Here is an 18,482-nt window from a genome sequence, read left to right as displayed (position 1 = left end):
CCTCGACTCACCCGGGGGCTGAGCAGGCCTGGCTCACCCAACAGCGCTGAGCAGGCCTGGATCACCCAACAGCAAGGCAGGCCCGGCGCACCTGGCGGCTGAGCAGCCCCGACTCACCCAGCAGCCGAGCAGCCCCGGCTCACCCGGGGGCCGAGCAGCCCCGGCCCGAGAGCACCCGGGTGAAGGGCGTGCTACCCCGCAGGCGCCGCCCTGCTGGCGGCCCGCCCAGCGAGCGCCCGCGTGAAGGCGTGCGCGGGGCGGTCCAACACCTCTGCTGCCGGGCCCTGTTGCAGGATCTCGCCGTCGTCCAGTACGGCCAGGCGGTCGGCGAGGGCGGCCGTGTCGCGGTCGTGGGTGATCAGGAGGAGGGCGAGGCCGGGGTCCTGGTCGAGGCGGGCGCGCAGGAAGGCGAGGAGGGTGTCGCGGGAGGCGCGGTCCAGGCCGGAGGTGATCTCGTCGCAGACCAGTACCCGGGGGTGGGCCAGCAAGCCCCGGGCGAGCGCGGCCCGTTGGAGTTCGCCCCCGGAGAGCGCGGCGGGCAGCCTGCGTACCGTCTCCGGTGGCAGACCCAGCGCGGCGAGCACGGTGAGCGCCTCGCGGGTGGCCGCCGCCCGGTCCGCGCCGCGCAGCCGTACCGCCGTACGGGCCACCTGGTCGAGGACCGGCCACGTGGCCACGAAGGCGGCGCGGGCGTCCTGGAACACGTACTGGACCTGCGCCAGTTGGGCGGTCGAGCGGCGGCGCAGGCTGCGGGGCAGCGGGGTCCCGCCGAGGAGCAGCCGTCCCGTGTGGTCGCGGTGCAGACCGGCCAGGCAGCGCCCCAGGGTCGTCTTGCCGCTGCCCGAGGGGCCCACCACGGCGAGGCACTCCCCCGCCCGGACGTCGAGTTCGGGCATCCGGAGGGAAGTGGTGCGGCCGTGCCGGGCCACCAGTTCGCGGATAGAGAGGACTGCCGGGCCAGGGCCCTCAACATCCAAGCGTCCACGGGGAGTTGGTCGATCGCCGGTGGCCGGTGGTGCGGGGCGTACGGCCGCCGTACCGGGCTCGGGTTCGGGTTCGTACGACGTGTCGCCGCCCTTCTCCCCTGCCGTGCCCAGGAGTTGGCGGGTGACCGGGGAGCGCGGGGCGGTCCACAGGCGAGGGGCGGGGCCGCTCTCCACCACCCTGCCCTGGTGGAGGATGAGCACCTCGTCGGCGAGGGCGCGGACGAGCTCCAGGTCGTGGCTGAGCAGGACGAGGGCGATGCCCTGTGCGGCGACGGCGGCCAGGCGGTCGGCGACGGCGCGCCGGGTGAGGACGTCGAGGCCGGTGGTCGGCTCGTCCGCCACCACCGCGCCCGCCCCGGCGAGCAGTGCCTGGGCCAGGACGAGGCGCTGCTGCTGGCCGCCGGAGAGCTGGTGCGGATAGCGGCGCAGCAGGGCGGTGCCGTCGGGCAACTGGGCCTGTTCCAGGGCCTCTTCGAGGTGCCGGCGGAGTGCCTCGGCGCGGGCGGGGCGCGGCAGGTGGCGTACCCGGAGGCGGGCGATGTCGTGCAGCAGGGCTCCCGCCCGGCGGGCCGGGTTGAGGACCGAGGCCGGGTCCTGGGGGACGTAGCCGACGCCGCCGGGGGCGGTACGCAGCCGCCCGGTCACCCGCGCACCCGGCGGGAACTCGCCGAGCAGCGCGCGCCCGGTGGTGGTCTTGCCGCTGCCCGAGGGGCCGACGAGCGCGGTCACCCGGCCCGGGAGCGCCCGCAGGCTCACCCCGTCGACGAGCAGACGGCCCCCGGCCTCGACCCTCAACTCGCTTATTTCGGCGACCGCTTCCATCGGCGGGGCTCCTTTCGGTGAGCGAGACCTGCTTCGGTGCCGGGCTCGGCCGGGTCGTCCGACTCGGCCCGGTCGTCCGACTCGGCCGGGTCGTCGTCGTTCCGCTCGGCCCGCTCGCCGCGCTCGGCCCCATCGCCACGCTCAACCCGCTCGCCGTACCCGGCCCCCTCGCCGTACCCGGCCCCCTCGCCGTTCTCGGCCCGCTCGCCGTACCCGGCCCCCTCGCCGTAATCGGCCCGGTCGCCGTACCCGGCCCGGTCGTCCTTCTTGGTCAGGGCCGCGTCCGCGAGGAGGTTGCCGCCCATGGTCAGGGCGACGATGAGGAAGGCGGGGACGACCACCGCCCAGGGCTGGAGGAAGAGGCCGGTGCGGTTGCGGTCGACCATGACGGCCCAGTCGGAGGCGTCCGGGGCGACGCCGACGCCGAGGAAGGCGGCGGTGGCGACGAGGTAGAGGACGCCGGTGAGGCGGACCCCGGCGTCGGCGGCGAGGGTGGGCAGCGACTGCCGTGCCACCTGGGCGAAGGCGAGGCGGAGGCGGCTCTCGCCCTGCATCCGCAGCGCCTCGACGGCCGGGCGGGCGGCGGCCTCGGCGGCAACGGTGCGCACGATACGGGCGGCGTCGGGGACGTTGACCGCGGCGACCAGGAGCGCGAGTCCGACCGGGCCCGGTTCGAGTACGGCGGAGGCCAGCAGGATGGCGAGCAGCGAGGGCACCGCGAGCAGCACGTCGAGGGGACGCATCAGCAGGTCGTCCAGCCAGCGGCGGGAGGTGAGCGCGCAGGCCAGGCCGATCGGGAGGGCGAGCAGATACATCAGGGCGGTGGCCAGGAGGGCGACGAGGACGACCGAGCGCCCGCCGAGCAGGATCTCGCGCCAGACGTCCCGGCCCACGAAGTCGGTGCCGAGCGGATGGCCGCCGCCCGCGGTGAAGGAGGCCCCGCGCCGCCCCGCCTCCCCCGCGAACCAGGGCCCGCACAGGGCGAGCAGCAGCGGCGGCACGGTGAGCAGCAGACCGGGCAGGAACCGCCAACGGGTGTGTGGAGAGGCGGACTTGACCGCGCCCCTGGTCATGGCCGGTGTCTTGGCCGGGGTGATGGCTGAGGTCTCGGCTGGGGTCTTGGCGGCTGAGGTATCGGCCGGGGTCATGCCGCCGCCTCCGTCCGTGGGGTGAAGCGGTGGGCCACCACATCGGCGGCGAGGTTGACGAGGACGGTCAGGACCCCGAAGACGACCGCGAGACCCTGGAGGACGGGCAGGTCGCGTTCGGCGACGGCGGCGACCAGGACGGTGCCGAGACCGGGGATGACGAACAGCGCCTCCACGACGATGACGCCGCAGAGCAACCAGTCGACGGTACGGGCGAGTTGCTGCACCGCGGGGGCGACGGCGTGCGGCAGCGCGTGGGCCCAGCGGATGCGGGTGCCGGAGACTCCGTAGCGGGCGGCCTGGGCGGCGTAGGGGGAGTCCAGGGCCTCGATCATGCCCGCGCGGATCAGCCGGGCGAGCGAGCAGACCGGGCGGGAGAGCAGTACGACGACGGGCAGCACGAGGGCGGCCGGGTCGTCGAGCAGGGAGCCGGAGGTGCCGACGGCGGTGGGCGGCAGGAGGTCCCAGTGCAGCGCGAAGAGGCTGATCAGCAGGACCCCGAGGGCGAACTCCGGTACCGCGTAGACGCCGAGGGTGAGCGCGCTGACCAGCCGGTCCACCCAGCCGCCCGCGCGGGCCGCGGCGAGCACGCCGAGCCCGAGCGCGAGCGGCAGGAGCAACGCGAGGGTGAGCGCGGCCAGTTGGAGGGTGGGGCCGAAGCCGCCGGACAGGTAGGAGGTGACGGGGCGGCCGGAGACCAGGGAGGTGCCGAGGTCGCCGTGGAGGAGGCCGCCCGCCCAGTCCAGGAGGCGTTCGTGGGCGGGGCGGTCCAGGTGCATGGCCTCCCGGATGGCGGCGATCCGGGCGGGGTCGGGCTGGTCCCCGGCGAGGGCTACGGCGGCGTCGCCGGGGAGCGCCTCGGTGAGGGCGAACACCAGGAGCACCACGGCGGCCGTCTGCCCGAGGCCGAGCAGCAGCCGCCGCAGCGCGAAGGCGCCGAGTGCGTTCACCGGAGCCAGACCTTGTCGAAGCGCGCCCAGTCGAGGGTGTTGGCGGGGGCCTTCGCCTCGACTCCGCGCAGCTTCTCCGCGGTGCCGAGGACCATGTCGCCGAAGCCCCAGACGAGGAAGCCGCCCTCGGTGTGCAGGCGGCGCTGCATCCGCCCGTAGACGGCGCCGCGGGCCTTCTTCTCCCGGGTGGACTGGGCCTGCTGGTAGAGGGCGTCGAAGTCCTGGTGCCGCCAGTGGGTGGCGTTGGTGGTCGAATCGGTCAACAGGCGCTGGGAGAAGTGCGCTTCGATGGGCATGGCGCCGGAGCGGTAGCAGCACAGGGTGCCGGAGTCGAGGATGTCCTGCCAGTAGCTGTCCTTGCTGCCGAGGCGGACCTTGACCTTCACCCCGGCCCGCGCGGCCTGGTCGCGGAAGATGGTGGCGGCCTCGGTGAATCCGGCGGCCACCGCGGAGGTGTCGAGGGTGACGTGCAGGTTCTCGGCGCCCGCCGCCTTGAGGAGCTTCCGGGCGCGGCCGAGGTCCTGTTCGCGCTGCGGCAGGGTGTCGGCATAGAACTCGTAGCCCTTGCCGAAGAGGTCGTTGCCGATCTCGCCCGCGCCGGAGAGGGCGCCGTCGACGAGTTCCCTCCGGTCGGCGATGAGGAAGAAGGCCTCGCGGACCCGGGGGTCGTCGAAGGGCGGGCGGTCGGTCTTCATGGCGAAGGCCTGCATGACGCTGCCGGACAGGCGCACGATGCCGATCCGGCCGCCCTTCTCGTGGGCGCGGGCGCTGGTCGGGTTCAGCTCGTGGGCGTACTCGATCTGGCCGCCGATCAGGGAGTTGACGCGCGCCGACTCCTCGTTGGCGACGAGGAATTCGAGCTCTTCGAGGTGCGGGGCGCCGTCCCAGTAGTCCTCGTTGCGGGAAAGCACGGTGGAGCGTCCCGGCCGGAAGGAGACGAAGCGGAAGGGGCCGCTGCCGACCGGCGCGCGGTCGAAGTCCTGGGTGCGGGCCGGGACGATGTACGCGCCGAACGCGGCCAGCACATTGGGGAGTTCGGCGGTCGGGCGCTTGAGGACGAACTCGACGGTACGGGTGCCGACGGCCCGGCTGGCGGCCAGGTCGATGGGCTCCAGGGAGGCCTTGGCGCGGTAGGCCTTCTTCGGGTCGGCGATGCGGCGGTAGCTGTACAGGACGTCCTTCGCGGTGACCGGGGTGCCGTCGTGGAAGACGGCCTCGCGCAGGGTGATGCGCCAGCGGTCCAGCCGGGCGTTGGGTTCCCAGCGGGCGGCGAGCCGCGGTACGGCTGCCAAGTCCGGCCCGTAGTCGGCGAGTTTGTCGAAGAGGGCCTTGGCGCGGGCGGCGTCGGCGAAGAGGTTGCCCAGGTGCGGGTCGAGGGTCTCGCTCGCGCCGCCGCCCGCGAAGGCGGCCCGGAGCCTGCCGCCGCGGCGGGGCCTGCCGTCGCCGGAGCCGTCCTCGCCGCCGGAGGAGCCGCAGCCGGTGAGGGCGAGGGCGCCGAGCCCGGCGGCCGTGCCGGCGGCGAGGAAGCCGCGGCGGTGCAGGCCGGGAAAGCGGGGTGCGGGGTCGGGCGGTCGGGGGGTGGCGTCGTTCATGGCGGTCCTGCCGTTCTGTGCTCTGCCGTGCTGGGCTGGGCTCTGCTGTGCTGGGCTCGGGGGCGTGGCGTCGGGGTGCTTACGGAGTCGGTCGGTCGTGACGTCAGGGCGTCTGAGGGCCTGTTGGGGCCGGACGCGGGGTGGGGACGGCTCCCGGTACGGATCCGGGGGCGCCGCGGCGCAGGCGGGCGACCAGGTGGAGGCGGTCGGCGGAGGCGCTGGTGCCGGGCTCCTCGCCCTGCTGCCAGGGCGGTTCGGTGCGCGGGCCCGGGCGGTCGTACAGGGCGAGGACCTCGAAGCCGTGCACGGCGAGGAAGTGCCGCAGCTCCTGCGGGAAGAGCAGCCGCCAGGCCGAGCGCTGGACCACCGGGGGCGCCCCGTCGTCGGAGACGAACACCCGGAGCCTGCGCAGGAGTTGGGCGGCGTGGTCCAGGTGCAGATGGGTGGTGGAGGTGTAGTGCGTGCCCTGCCAGTCGAAGCCGCCGCGGGCCGGGGCGCCGAGGAGTTCCGAACTGCCCAGGAAGAAGGCGCCGTTGCGCATCTCGGCGAGGAGCAGCCCGCCCGGACGCAGGGCGGTGCGGCAGGAGTGCAGGAAGCCGTCGAGCTCCTCGTTGGTGTGGCAGTAGAGCAGGGCGCTGTCCAGGCAGACCACGGCGTCGAAGGCGTCCTCGCCGAGGTGGAAGCGGCGCAGGTCGGCCCGTACGTACCGGGGTCCTGGGTGGTGGGCCGCCGCGTACCGGAGCATCGTCTCGGAGAGGTCGGCGGCCGTCACCTCGCGGCCCGCGCGGTGCAGTCGGGCGGCGTCGCGGCCGGTGCCGCAGCCGAGGTCCAGGACGCGCCGCCCGGCGTGGTGGCGGCGCAGCACGTCCTCGGCCCAGCGGCCCGCGAGCCGGGTGGGGTCGGGGAAGCGCGCCTCGTACAACTCGGGGTTGTCGGTGAGGAAGTTGCCCTCGCGGGCGCCCTGGGAGCCGTCCTGGTGGGCGGGTTCGGGGTGGTCGGTGCTGGGCATGCCGGTCTCCTTCAGGCCTGGACGGGCGCCGGTACGGGGGCGGGCCTCGCGGGCAGTGAGCGCAGGCGGTGCAGCCAGGCCACGGCGGCGGCGGAGAGCAGGCCGAAGGCGAGGCAGCAGGCCCAGGGCAGCCAGGCGGATCCGGTGCGGGCGCCCGCGTCCATGGCCCAGCCGACGACCGCGTTGCCCCCGGCGGCGGCGATGCCGGAGACCACGTAGAACAGGCCGAAGTAGGTGCCGGTGAGTTCGCCGCGGCCGAAGTCGGGGACGAGTTCCATGACGAAGGGCTGGGCGATCATCACGCCGAGGTAGAGCAGCAGGGCGCCGGCGAGCACCGGCAGGGCGAGCAGGATCGCGGGCAGCAGTCCGTCCGGGGTGGCGAGCGCGGCGACCGTCATCGGCGGCAGGAAGGCGAGGCCCATCAGGGCGAGCCCGCCGCTGATCCATCGCGCCCTGCTGCCACGGGACTTGAGGGCGCGGGTGATCCGCAGCTGGAGGCTGAGGTTGGTGACGGTGCCGACCAGGAAGACCAGGCCCGCGGCGCCGTCCCAGCCGGTGGCGCGGCGGGCGCCGTCCGGGATCAGCAGATAGAGCTGGTTCTCCATGGTGAACATGCCGACCATGGCGAGCGCGAAGGCCACGAACCGCTTGTTGGAGACGACCTCCCGCCAGTCGCCGAGCAGGCTGGAGCCGGTCGGCGCCACCTCGCGGGCGGGCAGCACGAGGGCCTGGGCGAGGGTGAGCACGGCGAAGATCGCGGCGGCGGTCAGCGCGGAGGCCCGGAAGTCGACCAGGAGCAGGGCGCTGCCGAGCAGCGGCCCGATCAGCGCGCCGGTGGTGGCGAAGACGTTGAACAGCGCGAAGGCCCCGGCCTTGTCCGCCCCGGCCTCGGTCGCCAGATAGGCGCGTACGGCCGGGTTGAAGAGCGCCCCGGCGAGCCCGCTGAGCACGGAGGCGGCGAGCAGCACGGCGAGCGAGTCGCCGAGCGCGAACAGCGCGAAGCCGAGGGTGCGCAGCGCGCAGCCCGCGATGATCACACCGCGGGCGCCGAGCCGGTCCGCGGCCGAGCCGCCGATCAGGAACAGGCCCTGCTGGCTGAGGTTGCGCACCCCGAGGACGATGCCGACGAGCGCCGCGGACATCCCGAGGTCCTCCCCGAGGTGCACCGCGAGATAGGGGACGAGCAGGTAGAAGCCGGTGTTGACGCCGAGTTGGTTGACCAGGAGCAACTGGACGGCGAGCGGGAACCTCCGCATTTCGCGCAGTGCGTTCATGCCGTGCTGTGCCCCTCGGTGTGCGGGCCGTCGGCGGCGCCGTGGCCCTCGTGCGGTGGGTGGTCCGGTGTGTGGGAGGTGGTGCCGTGCCCGGCGGCGGTACGCGGCGCGGTGGCGCGCAGCAGCAGGCGCCGCATCCGGTGGCAGGTCACCCGGGCGCGGCTCATGCGGTCGCCCGGTTCTCGGGGGTCGGGGGTCCGGGTGGCGGGTTCCCCGGGATCGGGTCTCCGGGGGTCCGGTCTCCAGGGGTCTGGTCTCCGGCCGCTCGCTCTCCGGAGGTCCGGCGGCGGATGCCGAGGCCGGGCAGGCGGCTCGCGGCCACCACGCCGTGCTCGCCGCCGATGCCGGTCCACGGGTCGTGGGCGAGCAGCAGGTGCCCGTCGAGGTCGGTCCAGCGGGCGCGCCCCGCGAGGTGGACGGCGGGGGCGAGGCCGAGGCTGCTGGCGGTGAGGCAGCCGAGCATGAGCGCGGTGCCGCTGCCCTCGACCGCCTCGGCCAGGCGCAGCGCGGCGCTGGGTCCGCCGCACTTGGCGAGCTTGACGTTGATGCCGTGCACCCGCCCGGCGAGGCGCCGCACGTCCGCGAGGCCCACCGCGTCCTCGTCGGCGATCACCGGCAGCGGGGAGGTCGCGGCCAGCCGGGCCAGGGCCTCCGGGTCGCCGGGCGCGAGGGGCTGCTCGACCGCGGTGACGCCGAGCGCGGCGAAGCGCGGGAGCAGGGCGCGGGCCTGCGCGAGACTCCAGGCGCCGTTCGGGTCGAGCAGCAACTCGGCCCCGGGGGCGGCGGCTTGGACGGCGGCGACCCGGTCGAGGTCGTCCGCGGGGTCGGCGGATCCGGCCTTGATCTTGAGTGTGGTGAAGCCCGCCGCGGCGAGCCGGGCGGCGGTCCGCGCGGCCTCGGCGGGGGCGCTGATGCCGAGGGTGCGCGCGGTCGCCGCCCGGGGCGGCTCGGTGGCGCCGAGCAGCTGGTGCACCGGGCGCAGCGCGCGCTTGCCGACCAGGTCGAGCAGGGCCGAGTCGACGGCCGCGGTCACCGCGGGCGGGCCCTGGGCGCAGCGGAGTCCACCGGAGCGCAGCGCGTCCAGGGCGCTCTCCGGCTCGGCGAACCGGGCCAGCTCGCGGCCCGCCTCGGCGCACAGCCGCCCGAGCGTCCCGGCGTCCAGCCCGTAGTACGTGCTGGTCACCGCCTCGCCGTGGCCGATACGGGCCTCGTGCTCGACCGCCAGCCAGACGGCGTCCCTGGCGGCCATCGTGGACCGGGATATCCGCAGCGGTTCGGCGAGGCGCAGCCGCACGGTCTGCTGAGCGGCCTTCACGGTGCCTCCGGGGGTGCGAGAGGGGCGAGGGCGGCGGGCTCGGCCGCGGGGGCGAGGCGGTCGGGTACGCGGGCGGGGCGGCCGGGGACGCGGGCGGGGCGGCCGGGGACGCGGGCGGGGCGCCGCAGCGGGTCGGTCACGGTGCGGCAGCGGGCCCAGCCGGTGGCCTCGGCGGCGGCCGGGTGCGGGATCTCGACCGGCCGCCGGGCCGCACGGGCGAGGTCGAGTCCGTGCGCGGCGGCGAAGCCGTCGTCGAAGACGGTGCCGAGATAGCGGTGCGGGCCGTCCGGGAAGACGGTGGCGACGACCGCGCCCGGGTGGACGCGGGCGGCCCAGGCGGCGACCAGGGCGACCGCGCCGGTGCTCCAGCCGCCGCTGACGAAGTTGCCGGTGGCGAGCCTGCGGCAGGCGTCGGCCGACTCGGCGGGCCCCACCCAGTGCACCTCGTCGAAGGCCTCGTAGGCGACATTGCGGGGGTGGATGCTGCTGCCGAGGCCGCGCATCAGACGGGGCCGCGCGGGCTGGCCGAAGATCGTGGAGCCGGTGGCGTCCACGCCGATCAGGCGCAGCGCGGGCCAGTGGCGGCGCAGGGTCGCGGCCACCCCGGCGCTGTGCCCGCCGGTGCCGACGCTGCACACCAGGACGTCCAGATGGTCGAGTCCGGCGGCCATCTCGGCGGCGAGAGACGCGTAACCCGCGGTGTTATCCGGGTTGTTGTACTGGTCGGGCCAGTAGGCGCCGGGCAGTTCGGCGAGCAGCTCCCGCAGCCGGGCCAGCCGCGCCGCCTGCCAGCCGCCCTGCACGGCGGGCCGCTCCACCAGCTCCAGGCGCACCCCGTAGGTGCGCAGCAACTGCCGTACGGAAGGCTCCAGTTCGCTGTCGCCGACCAGGACGACCGGGTGGCCGAGGGCCTGTCCGGCGAAGGCGAGGCCGATGCCGAGGGTGCCCGAGGTGGACTCCACCACCGGTGCGCCCGGGCGCAGTTCGCCGCGCTCGCGGGCGCCGAGCAGCATCGCGACGGCGGGCCGTGCCTTCATGCCGCCCGCGCCGAGCCCTTCGAGCTTGGCCCAGAACCCGGGCTGCGGGCAGGGCAGTTCGGCGGTGATCCGGGCCATCGGGGTACGTCCGAGGAGGGCGAGCAGCTCTCGGTTGCCGCGCGGGGCGGCGAGCAGGGCGGGGGCGGGGCTCATCGGGCGGCCCCGTTCCCGGCGGTACGGGCGGACCGGTCCGCGGCGGCCCCGGAGCGGCGGGACGCGGCGGTGGCCCCGGAGCGGCCGGGCGCGGCCCGGTAGCGGTGCACGAGACCGGGGCCGCCGTCCAGCCAGAAGAAGGGGTAGGGCTCCGCGCAGACCGCGCTCACCCCGGCGCCGAGCAGCCGCGGCAGCACCGCGCTGCCGGTCTGCGCGAACATCACCAGCTGCTTGCCGTGGTGCTTCGCGTGCCGCCGCAGCGGTTCGAAGCTGCCGTTGCCGAGCGTCATCCCGGAGGCGAGCACCGCCGCGCACTCGTCCAGGGCCTCGGCGGCACCGGTGCGCACCGGCTCGCCCCACTCGGTGGTGCCGCCCTTCAAATCGCAGGGTACGTAGGCGAGTTCGCGCTCGCGCAGGGCTTCCAGGAGGGAGTTGACGACGCCCACCACCAGGACCCGGGCGCCGGGCGGCAGGTCGAGCAGGCCGACGACACCGCGGGCCCGCGCCCGGGACTTCTCCAGCGAACTGCCCGGCGGTAGCGACCAGGGCGAGGCGCCGTTCTCCGGCAGGTGCGGGAAGTGCCGCAGCAGATAGGCGTCCAGGGCGGCAACCCGCACCGCGGGCAGCGGATGCCCGAGCAGGCTCGCCACATCGGCGCCCACGCAGTCGTCCAGCGCCTCGGCGGGCAGCTGCCCCGGCTCCACGGCGCAGGAACCCACCGCGGCACCGAGCCGCAGGCTCAGCACCTCGTTGCGGTAGCCGCCGCCGCGCCCGTCGTGCCGCACCGCCTGCCGGGTGCCGAAGGCCACCGCCACACGCTCCTCGCGCGGGTCGGGGCCCAGCTCACCGGCGCGGACCCGGGTGAGCAGGTCCTCGTAGGAGGAGGCCAGGGGGAGGGCGGGGTCCGCGGGGCGGGGCGCGGATGCGGATGCGTTGGTGGGTGTGTTGGTTGGTGCGTTGGTTGGTGCGTTGGTGAGGTGGCGGGCGGTCACAGGGACACCATCCGGGGACAGAGCTGGGCGAGCAGGTCCTCGACACGGGCGCGGGCGCCCGGCCCCTCCGGGTCCCCGGCCATCAGATGCCCGAGGTACTCGTTGTTGCTGCCCGCCGCCTTCACCGCCCGTCCCGGCTCGGCGAGTTGGACCTCGATCAGCTCGGCCTGCTCGGCGTCCAGCCGGTCCCGGCCGTCGATGGCTTCGAGGACCCCTGCACGCTCCGGGACCAGGAAGCCCACGGCCGCGCTGCGCAAGCCCGTGTCCCGGGGCGTGAGTTCGGGCTCCCGGCCGAGGGCGACCTCCACACAGGCGGCGGCGAGATCGATGCCGGTGACATGGCGGACGAGCTCGGTGATCCGGTTCCCGGCCGGGCGCGGATTGACCTCGACCACCCGGGGACCGCGCCGGGTGAGCTTGATCTCGGTGTGCGCCACCACCTCGTCGAGCCCCAGCGCCGCCACCGCGCGCAGGGCCGTCTCCCGTGCCCCGGCGGCCTGTTCGGCGTCCAGCGCGGCCGGGAACATGTGCCCGGTCTCGATGAAGGCGGGCGCCCCGCCGATGCTCTTGTCGGTCACCCCGACCACCCGGGTACGGCCACCGTACGAGACGGTCTCCACGCTGACCTCGGGTCCGTCGAGCAACTCCTCCAGCAGGACGACCGGTTCGCGCCGCTGGCCGCGCGCGTTGACCGGGAAGCCCGCCAAGGCCCGGTGGGCTTCGGTGAGTTGGCGCTCGTCGTCCACCCGGCGTACGAACATCCCGGCACACAGGTCCACCGGCTTCAGCACCAGCGGATAGCCCAGCTCCGCCGCGGCGGCGGTCGCCTCGGCCAGGTCGGCGCAGCGCGCGTACCCCGGCCCCGGCAGACCGGCCGCGGCCAGCACCTCCCGCGTACGGTCCTTGCGGCAGGCCGCCGAGACCGCCGCGTAGGAGGGCCCTGGCAGGCCGAGGTGCTCCGCGATCCGGGCGACCGCGGGCAGGTAGTAGTCGCAGGAGGTCAGCACCCCGTCGAAGCCCAGGCTCCGGTGCAGCCGCTCCACGTACGGGAGGAGGCCGCCGTCCGGGATTCCGGGGCCGGTGGCGGGCGCCTCGCCGAGGTCGTTGGTGTCGGCGGTGAGGATGTTGCGGGCGCCGAGCAGCGGGTGGGCGGTGCCCTCCGGCGCGGCGCGCAGGTAGTGGTGCAGGTCCCGGGTGAGGAACGTGAACTCGTGCCCGCCCTCGCGGATCGCCCGGGGCAGGAGCCTGCTCATCGACCCCACCCAGCTCTCGACCATCAGCAGATGAGCCACGCTGCGCCTCCCTCTCTCGTCCCGTCGTTTGCCGTGCTTGTGGTGCTCGTAGTGCTTGTGGTGGTGCTCGTAGTGCTTGCTGTCGCTGCTTCTCGCCGCCGGTACGCCAGGGCGCCGCCCGTCGCGGCTCAGCGAGGGGGCGGTCGGTCCGGTGCGGCCGGGGCGCCGGGCCCGCAGGGCGGTTCGGCCGTCGGCCGACAGCCCCACGGACAGCCGACAGCCCCACGGACAGCCGGAAGCCGTCTTGACCGAGACACACACTAACGATAATCATTTTCATTGTCACTTCACCCCGCACTCCACCCCCGACACCGGACCGAATACCGACGAGAGCCGACAAACCCTCCGCCCGAACCGAACGCCCCACCCCCGCGAATGCGAGACCCCGTGCCTGCCTCACCCGCCCTCCGCCGCACCGCGCTGCTCTGCGCGCTCGCCGCCACCACGGGCGCCCTGCTGCCCGCGGGCCCGGCGGCGGCCATACCCCCGACCACTCCCCCGACCGTCCGCGCGACCGCCGGGGCCGAGCCCCAACTCCCCACTCCCGCCGTGCACTTCGGCCCCTGCCCGGACTCCGTCCCCGACCCCGAGGGCCCGGACCGCGTGGAGTGCGCCGGCCTCCGGGTCCCCCTGGACCACACCCGGCCCGCCGGACCCTCGCTGGAGATGGCGGTCTCCCGGGTGCGCGCCACCGGCATCCCCGCCGAGCGGCGCGGCGTGCTCTTGGTCAACCCGGGCGGGCCCGGCGGCTCCGGACTGCCCTATGCCGTGACGAAGCGGGCCAAACTCCCCGAGAGCGTCCGGCGCGCGTACGACGTCATCGGCTTCGACCCGCGCGGCACCGGCCGCAGCGCACCCGCCGACTGCGGAGCCATGGGCGGCCTCTTCGCGAGCCCGGGCGCCGATCCCGTCCCGGTGGGCCCCGCCGCCGAACGCGGCTATCTGCGCGGCCTGCGCGCCACCGCCGCGGACTGCGCCACCGGCCTCGGCGCCCGGCTGCCGCACCTGTCCACCGCCGAGACCGCGCGCGACATGGACGCCCTGCGGGCCGCCCTCGGCGAGCGGCGCATCGGCTTCCTCGGCGTCTCCTACGGCAGCTACCTCGGCGCCGCCTACGCCGCTCACTTCCCGCACCGGGTGGGGCAGATGGTGCTCGACAGCGTCGTCGGCCCCTGGTCCTGGTACGGATTCGACCTCCGCCAGAGCCGCGAACTCCTGCGCCAGCGCGCGGACTTCTTCGACTGGGCCGCCCGGCACGCGGAGCGCTTCGGCCTCGGCACCGATGCCGCCGCCGTACGCCGCTCCTACGCGAAGGTCCGCGCCGCGCTCGCCGCCCGGCCCGAAAACGCCTTCGGAGCAGCCGAGTTCGACCGCGCCGTCTACCGCGCCCTCGGCCGCACCGAACGCTGGACCCCGCTCGCCGACGGACTGCGCGCCTACCTCCGCGCGGGCAGCACGGCCGGTCTGCGCCCCGAAGAGCCCTTCGACAGCCCGGAGTCACGTACGTACGAGGCGGCCAACCGCGCCGTGAAGTGCGCCGACGGGCCCGCCCCCGGCACCGGGCGCCTCCTCGCCGATCTGCGCGCCCTGCGCGAGCGCGACCCGCTGCCGGTACTGACCGGGATGGAGGCCTCGGTCTGCGCCTACTGGCACCACCGGCCCGCCCGGGGCACGCCGCTCGGCAGCCGCCAGGCGCCACCGGTGCTGCTCGTGGCCGCCGCGCACGATCCGGTCACCCCGATCGAGGGCGCCCGCGCGCTGCGGAAGCGGCTGCCCGGCTCCCGCCTGGTGACCCTCCACGAGGACTACTCGCACGGCGTCTTCGCCAGCCGCGGCAACAGCTGCGTGGACGGCACCACGGCCGCCTTCCTCGTGGACGGAACGGTCCCGGCGGGGGATGTGGACTGCCGGGGGACAGGGCTGCCGGAGCCGGGGGCGGCACCGGGTAGGGAGTGATGCCGGGGGGGGGCGGCGGGCGTGAGGCCCGGGCAAGTCCTCGTAACGGACGCCCAGTTCGCGGATCCTGTCGCAAGTTCCCGTAGGAAAGGGCGAGTTCCCGAGCCCGAATGCAAGTCCACTCAGGACAAGCCGAGTTCGCCAAGCCGGTCGCAAGTCCTCTCGGAGGAAGCAGAGTTCGCGGCTCCGGTCGCAAGTCCCCGTACGAGTAAGCCAGTTCATGGAGCCAGTCGCTCCAGGACCGCCCGGCTTCGGGGACCGGCTCGCCGCAGTCGGCCGGCGCTCGGTCAGTCGGTGCCTTCGACGATGCGGAAGTCGCGTTCGACGCCGTCGGAGAGGGCGGCCAGCGCCTCCTGGTAGGCCGCGCTCTCGCGCACCGCGACGGCCTGCTCGAAGCTGTCGAACTCGACCAGGACGGTGCGTTCGGCGAGCCCGGCGTCATAGGCCACGGCCCGGCCGCCGCGGATGAGGACCCGACCGCCTCCGGCGGCGACGGCCGCAGCGGCCGGCTTGTCGTAGGCGGCCAGCTTCTCCGGGTCCGAGATGGTGCGGTAGACGCTGACCCAGTAGCCCTTGGGCATGGAACCTCCAGTACGAAAGTGCGTGCATCAGTACGGGGATGAGCGCATCACCGACCGCTCGCTCACGGCCGCGGCCCTTCGCGGTCCTGGCTTTCGAGTTCCGCCAGCCGCTCCAGCGCGGGGAGTGCCGCCACCAGCGCCTCGACCTCGTCGCCGGTGAGTTCGCCGAGCAGCCGCTCGAAGGCGTGGACGCCCGCTTGGCGCCGCGTCCGGACATAGGAGGCGCCGTCCTCGGTCAGGTACACCAGGGTGACCCGCTTGTCGGACGCGTCGCCCCGGCGCTCGACCAGGCCGGACTGCTCCATCACCCGGACCAGGGCGGTCATCGCGGGCTGGGTGACGCCCTCGACCGCGGCCAGATCGGTGATGCGGCGCGGGCCCGTCCGGTCCAGGGTGGCCAGGGTCGCGGCGGAGGTCAGGCTGAGGTCCCGGGGCAGGCGCCTCGCGGCCCTGGTGGCCAGGCCGTAGAGGGCTGCTCCGACGGCGGCGGAGGCCCCGGGGGCGGTGTCTTGACGGCTCACCCGCGAAGCATAGCCTTTTTATATTCACAGCCTATGCAAGGCGGGTGGAGCCGGCGGCGGCTCCAGGGCCGCGCCCGGCGCGCGGCCCTCAACTCGGCGGGGGCTGCCGCCGGTCCTGTTCCTCCCGGCGGTGGCGGCGGGCCCGGTCGCGGAACATGGCGTGCAGGCTGCGGGCCGCGTGCGGGGCGGTGCCCGTGGTCGACTGGCGGCGCTGGAGGACCAGGACGACCTCGGTCGTGGTGTCGTCGGCGAGCGGGCGGCAGGTGAGCGCGCCCAGCCGTTCGAGCGGGTCGCCGAGCACGCTGAAGTCCGGCAGCACGGTGGCACCGAGGCCCTCGGCGACCATCAGCTTGCCCATCTCGGCGCCGTCGGTGGAGTACGAGAAGGTCGGCGCCCGGCCCGCGAGGAGCCGGTGCACATAGCGGTGCATCACATAGCCCGCGCGCATCACGATGAGCGGCTGGCCGAGCAGGTCCGCCACGCCGACGGCGGGCAGGGCGGCCAGCGGGCTGTCCGGGCGCAGGCACACCACCGGGCGGCCGCGCAGCAGTTCGGTGGTGTCCAGGCCCGGGGTGATGTCGTCACCGCTGAGGTAGTTGACCAGGCCGAGGTCGAGGCCGCCTTCGAGCAGCGCCCGGTGGATGTCCGCCTGCTGGGAGCCGACCACCTCGACCTGGGTGTCCGGATGCGCCCGGCGGAAGTCCTGGAGGGTCGGCACGAGCAGCGGAACGGTCGCCGAGTTCACCGTCCCGAGGCGCACCATCCGGCTGGTCAGGTGCTGGTTGCGGGCGGCCCGGCGCAGTTCGTCCACGGCTTCCAGGACGGTGGTGATGTGCGGGAGGAGTTCGCTGCCCTCCGCGCTCAGGGTGGCCCCGGAGCGGCGGCGGTCGAGCAGGTCCACGCCCAGTTCGCGTTCGAGGTTGCGGACCGTCTCGCTGAGCGCCGGCTGCGAGAGGTGGAGGGCGTCGGCGGCCCTGCGCAGCGAGCCGAGCCGGGTGACCGCGGTGATGTATTCGAGCTGCTCGATACGCATCGGGGGGCCTGCCTCCGTACTGTCCTCCGGCCCGCTGTCCGGCACCCCCAGGGGCCCTAGTGAAAGGGAAACCCTAGCAGGGTGTCGCGAATGCCTATTCGACCAAACCCCCTGCGGCTTGGTTCAATCGTGCGCATGACGAAGCGATCGGACCTCACGCGGCGGCTCCATGTCGACCTCGCCCGTGTCTCCAGCGCCGTCTGTCGCGACCGCGCCGCCTGAGGCCCGGCCGCCGGGCGGGCCGGCCTGAGGCCCCCGCCACCCGTGCCCGAGCCGTGCCGGTTGCGCCCCTGAGTGTGCGGCCTCGCGGCCGTGACCACCCCGAGTGCCGCACCGGCCACCGCGCCGGGCCACCCGCGAGTCCGCCTCCCGCACTCCGTGCTGCCGCGCCGCCCGACACCCCGGGGCGCCCGCGCCTCCGTGCCCGTCCCCGCCTCCGCACCCGGTACGCGGTGTCCCGCCGCCGCGCGCCGGTCTCCGCCGCCGAGCAGGAGACCGGCTGACGGCTGTCCCCGTCCCGTGATCGCCTTTCCCTTCCTCCCCAGGAGCACCTCATGTCCCCCAGCCCTCCCGACTCCCCCAACTCCCCCGCGCGGTTCGCCTATTGGGTGCCCAATGTCAGCGGGGGCCTGGTGACCAGCAGGATCGAGCAGCGCACCGACTGGGGCTACGACTACAACCGCGAGCTGGCCGTACTCGCCGAGAACAACGGTTTCGAGTACGCGCTCAGCCAGGTCCGCTACATGGCCAGCTACGGCGCCGAGTTCCAGCACGAGTCGACGAGTTTCAGCCTGGCGCTGCTGCTCGCGACCGAGCGGCTGAAGGTGATCGCGGCCGTCCACCCGGGGCTGTGGCACCCGGGGGTCCTTGCCAAACTCGGGGCCACCGCCGACCAGTTGTCGGGTGGGCGGTTCGCGGTGAACGTGGTCAGCGGCTGGTTCAAGGGGGAGTTCACGGCCCTGGGCGAGCCCTGGCTGGAGCACGACGAGCGGTACCGCAGGGCCGAGGAGTTCATCCGCGCCCTGCGCTCCCTGTGGACCGAGGACCACGCCGAACTCGCGGGCGACTTCTACCGTATCCGCGACTTCTCGCTGAAGCCGAAGCCGGTACGGGACGAGCTGCGCCCCCATCCGGAGATCTTCCAGGGCGGCAACTCCACCGCCGCCCGCGCGATGGCCGGACGGGTCTCGGACTGGTACTTCAGCAACGGCAAGGACTTCGCCGGGGTCACCGAGCAGCTCCAGGACGTGGCCCGGGCCGCCGACCGAGCCGGCCGCCCGGCACCGAAGTTCGGGCTGAACGGCTTCCTCATCGCCCGCGACACCGAGGCCGAGGCACGCGAGACGCTGCGCGAGATCGTCGCCAAGGCGGACACCGAGGCGGTGCACGGCTTCCGGGACGCGGTGCGCCAGGCCGGGCAGTCGGCCGGGGACGGCAAGGGGATGTGGCAGGACTCCTCCTTCGAGGACCTGGTCCAGTACAACGACGGCTTCCGTACCGGACTCATCGGCACCCCCGAGCAGATCGCCGAGCGCATCGTCGCCTACCGGCGGCTCGGCGTGGACCTCTTCCTCCTCGGCTTCCTGCACTACCTGGAGGAGGTCGAGTACTTCGGCAAGCGGGTGCTGCCCCTGGTCAGGGAGTTGGAGGCGGCCGAGCGGGAGAAGGCGGACCGCACCGCCGGCGCCCCGGCCTGACCCGCCGCCCGACCGGTCCACCACCCCACCGGCCCGCCCCGGACGCCCCCGCCCGCATCCGAACCCCGTACGCCCCCGCACCCGAACGCGTACGCCGCCTCCCGCACCCTTACGCACCCGCCCG

At 74.8% G+C, this 18,482-nt stretch carries 17 protein-coding genes; 3 read left to right on the top strand and 14 right to left on the bottom strand.

The annotated features are described in order from the left end of the window. Nucleotides 1-191: 191 nt before the first annotated feature. The 11 genes from HFV08_RS14390 to HFV08_RS14340 all read right to left on the bottom strand — a co-directional run bounded on the left by HFV08_RS14390 (nucleotide 192) and on the right by HFV08_RS14340 (nucleotide 12,570). Nucleotides 192-1,808, bottom strand: a complete 1,617-nt coding sequence (locus HFV08_RS14390; RefSeq protein WP_168539457.1) for an ABC transporter ATP-binding protein — start codon at nucleotides 1,806-1,808, stop codon at nucleotides 192-194. Continuing rightward, nucleotides 1,787-2,956, bottom strand: a complete 1,170-nt coding sequence (locus HFV08_RS14385; RefSeq protein ID WP_376770630.1) for an ABC transporter permease — start codon at nucleotides 2,954-2,956, stop codon at nucleotides 1,787-1,789. Before HFV08_RS14385 ends, HFV08_RS14390 begins: the two co-directional genes overlap by 22 nt. Continuing rightward, on the bottom strand, nucleotides 2,953-3,906 hold the full coding sequence (locus tag HFV08_RS14380) for an ABC transporter permease (protein WP_168539455.1): 954 nt from the start codon (nucleotides 3,904-3,906) through the stop codon (nucleotides 2,953-2,955). Before HFV08_RS14380 ends, HFV08_RS14385 begins: the two co-directional genes overlap by 4 nt. Beyond that, nucleotides 3,903-5,498 carry an ABC transporter substrate-binding protein gene (locus tag HFV08_RS14375; protein ID WP_168539453.1) on the bottom strand — a complete coding sequence of 532 codons (1,596 nt, stop codon included), beginning with the start codon at nucleotides 5,496-5,498 and terminating at the stop codon, nucleotides 3,903-3,905. The genes HFV08_RS14380 and HFV08_RS14375 overlap by 4 nt, the downstream gene beginning before the upstream one ends. 103 nt (nucleotides 5,499-5,601) lie before the next feature. Next, a complete protein-coding gene (locus HFV08_RS14370; RefSeq protein WP_168539452.1) occupies nucleotides 5,602-6,507 on the bottom strand; it encodes a class I SAM-dependent DNA methyltransferase in 906 nt (301 codons plus the stop codon). 11 nt (nucleotides 6,508-6,518) lie between these two features. After that, on the bottom strand, nucleotides 6,519-7,781 hold the full coding sequence (locus HFV08_RS14365) for an MFS transporter (RefSeq protein ID WP_168539451.1): 1,263 nt from the start codon (nucleotides 7,779-7,781) through the stop codon (nucleotides 6,519-6,521). Then, nucleotides 7,778-7,948 (bottom strand): hypothetical protein, encoded by a 171-nt coding sequence (locus HFV08_RS14360; RefSeq protein WP_168539450.1) that lies wholly within the window; start codon nucleotides 7,946-7,948, stop codon nucleotides 7,778-7,780. The genes HFV08_RS14365 and HFV08_RS14360 overlap by 4 nt, the downstream gene beginning before the upstream one ends. Beyond that, a complete protein-coding gene (locus tag HFV08_RS14355; protein ID WP_168539449.1) occupies nucleotides 7,945-9,096 on the bottom strand; it encodes an enolase C-terminal domain-like protein in 1,152 nt (383 codons plus the stop codon). Before HFV08_RS14355 ends, HFV08_RS14360 begins: the two co-directional genes overlap by 4 nt. Continuing rightward, nucleotides 9,093-10,286 carry a PLP-dependent cysteine synthase family protein gene (locus HFV08_RS14350; RefSeq protein WP_168539448.1) on the bottom strand — a complete coding sequence of 398 codons (1,194 nt, stop codon included), beginning with the start codon at nucleotides 10,284-10,286 and terminating at the stop codon, nucleotides 9,093-9,095. The genes HFV08_RS14355 and HFV08_RS14350 overlap by 4 nt, the downstream gene beginning before the upstream one ends. Beyond that, nucleotides 10,283-11,176, bottom strand: coding sequence for a Rossmann-like domain-containing protein (locus HFV08_RS14345; RefSeq protein ID WP_168539611.1), 894 nt, complete (start codon nucleotides 11,174-11,176; stop codon nucleotides 10,283-10,285). Before HFV08_RS14345 ends, HFV08_RS14350 begins: the two co-directional genes overlap by 4 nt. 98 nt (nucleotides 11,177-11,274) lie before the next feature. Beyond that, complete coding sequence (locus HFV08_RS14340) at nucleotides 11,275-12,570, bottom strand: ATP-grasp domain-containing protein (RefSeq protein WP_168539609.1); 1,296 nt, start codon at nucleotides 12,568-12,570, stop codon at nucleotides 11,275-11,277. A 387-nt stretch (nucleotides 12,571-12,957) separates the two neighbouring features. Between HFV08_RS14340 and HFV08_RS14335 the strand changes: the two genes are divergently transcribed. Then, nucleotides 12,958-14,526, top strand: a complete 1,569-nt coding sequence (locus HFV08_RS14335) for an alpha/beta fold hydrolase (protein ID WP_312885612.1) — start codon at nucleotides 12,958-12,960, stop codon at nucleotides 14,524-14,526. Nucleotides 14,527-14,813: 287 nt separating this feature from the next. Here HFV08_RS14335 and HFV08_RS14330 read toward each other — a convergent pair whose 3' ends face one another. From HFV08_RS14330 to HFV08_RS14320, 3 genes are all read right to left on the bottom strand, one after another. Further along, the gene (locus HFV08_RS14330) at nucleotides 14,814-15,107 is read right to left on the bottom strand and encodes a DUF1330 domain-containing protein (protein WP_168539444.1); all 294 of its coding nucleotides are present in this window, start codon (nucleotides 15,105-15,107) and stop codon (nucleotides 14,814-14,816) included. A gap of 62 nt (nucleotides 15,108-15,169) precedes the next feature. Beyond that, the gene (locus HFV08_RS14325; protein ID WP_312885610.1) at nucleotides 15,170-15,628 is read right to left on the bottom strand and encodes a MarR family winged helix-turn-helix transcriptional regulator; all 459 of its coding nucleotides are present in this window, start codon (nucleotides 15,626-15,628) and stop codon (nucleotides 15,170-15,172) included. Nucleotides 15,629-15,716: 88 nt separating this feature from the next. Then, entirely contained in the window at nucleotides 15,717-16,661 is a 945-nt protein-coding gene (locus tag HFV08_RS14320; RefSeq protein ID WP_168539442.1) for a LysR family transcriptional regulator, read from the bottom strand. Nucleotides 16,662-16,751: 90 nt separating this feature from the next. On the opposite strand from HFV08_RS14320, the gene HFV08_RS32530 reads away from it, so the two are divergent. Both HFV08_RS32530 and sfnG read left to right on the top strand, forming a co-directional pair. Next, a complete protein-coding gene (locus HFV08_RS32530) occupies nucleotides 16,752-16,883 on the top strand; it encodes a putative leader peptide (RefSeq protein ID WP_376770628.1) in 132 nt (43 codons plus the stop codon). A gap of 332 nt (nucleotides 16,884-17,215) precedes the next feature. Next, nucleotides 17,216-18,358 (top strand): dimethylsulfone monooxygenase SfnG, encoded by a 1,143-nt coding sequence (gene sfnG / locus HFV08_RS14315; RefSeq protein WP_168539440.1) that lies wholly within the window; start codon nucleotides 17,216-17,218, stop codon nucleotides 18,356-18,358. The last annotated feature ends 124 nt before the right edge of the window (nucleotides 18,359-18,482 follow it).

Origin of the sequence: Streptomyces physcomitrii (assembly GCF_012273655.1) — a bacterium.
Taxonomy (GTDB): domain Bacteria; phylum Actinomycetota; class Actinomycetes; order Streptomycetales; family Streptomycetaceae; genus Streptomyces; species Streptomyces physcomitrii.
The sequence above is the reverse complement of the archived record's forward strand: the minus strand, read 5'-3'. Positions and strand labels throughout refer to the sequence as shown.